The sequence below is a fragment of the Vibrio sp. 03_296 genome (assembly GCF_002265885.1).
In genome coordinates this window covers 1-1,223 of the sequence record NZ_NPKW01000583.1, presented here as the reverse complement: position 1 = coordinate 1,223, position 1,223 = coordinate 1, and the positions used below count along the sequence as shown (strand labels likewise).

The following is a 1,223-nucleotide window of genomic DNA, read 5'->3' as shown; positions in this document are numbered from 1 at the left end:
AAATCGGCGGTGAAATTCGCTTAAAAGGGGTTAACCGTGAGGGTGTGCCTTGGCGTATCGCGATTGAAAAACCGTCGGTAGAAGAGCGCGCTATCCAAGATATTATCGAACCGGGCGATATGGCGATCGCGACTTCTGGTGATTACCGTAACTACTTTGAGCGTGATGGTATTCGTTATTCTCACATCATTAATCCAAAACAGGCATGCCAATTAACCATAAAGTGGTTTCTGTCACCGTGTTAGACAAATCCTCGATGACGAGCAGATGTCTTGGCAACCGGTCTAATAGGTGTTGGGCGAAGAAAAAGGCATTGAGATCGCTAATCAAAATGGCATCCCAGTGCTAATGATCGTGAAAACAGATGATGGCTTTACAGAAATCGCTTCTGATGCGTATAAGCCATATTTGAAGAATCAATAAGTGATATAGGTTTGTTGATATGAGTACATTTCTAATTACCTTTGGTGTGTTTGTTGCCGTGATTGCGCGATGGCAGTGGGCTGACATCTTTCATGAAAAAAGGTGGTGAAGGGAAGCTGTGGCGGTTTGGGTGCTGTTGGCATTGAAAAAGTGTGTAACTGCCCTGAACCCTGTGATGCGCGTAAAAAACGCGAAGCACGTGAAGCCGCGCGAGCGGAAAAATTGGCTCAGTGGGACAAAGACCGCATCGCTTAAAATGAAAAACGCCCGCATCGGGCGTTTTCTTTATCGGCTAACTATTTGGTTTCGCCCGTTGGCTTTGGCTTGGTACAAGTAGCCGTCGGCTTCTTTGATTTGATTTTCGAGCTCATCTTGCAAAGAGGCTACACCAATACTGATGGTAATATGAATGTTGTGCTCTTTGTGTGTAATGGTGGTTTTTTCGACCCGCTGCCTCATGTGCTCTAAGCGAGTGACAAAGTCGTCGTAACTTTGACAGGATTGGATACAAAACTCCTCGCCACCAAATCGTACCACCACTTTCGWTGGGGAATGTAAATTTTTAGAATGTTAGCGACAGTCTTTAAGGCGATATCGCCACCATCATGGCCATAGGTATCATTCACTTTTTTGAAATGGTCGATATCAAGCATCGCAATATGGCGCAACTCACAGCCTTTGCACTCTTGTCCAAAGAGATAGCGCCGATTCCAGAGCCCAGTGACGTGCGTSTTGGTTCGCCATCACGATAGAGCTCATTCGTTGCTTCTTTCATGTCGAGTATTTGATGGACACGGCAG

3 pseudogenes are annotated in these 1,223 nt (G+C 45.8%); 2 read left to right on the top strand and 1 reads right to left on the bottom strand.

Annotation, left to right across the window (positions count from 1 at the left end):
- Positions 1 to 423, top strand: a pseudogene (locus tag CIK04_RS26360) (FAD:protein FMN transferase); the annotation flags it as partial.
- A 19-nt stretch (positions 424 to 442) separates the two neighbouring features.
- A pseudogene (gene nqrM, locus CIK04_RS26355) lies at positions 443 to 678 on the top strand ((Na+)-NQR maturation NqrM).
- A 30-nt stretch (positions 679 to 708) separates the two neighbouring features.
- On the opposite strand, the pseudogene CIK04_RS26350 reads toward nqrM, so the two are convergent.
- Positions 709 to 1,223: pseudogene (locus tag CIK04_RS26350) on the bottom strand (GGDEF domain-containing protein); the annotation flags it as partial.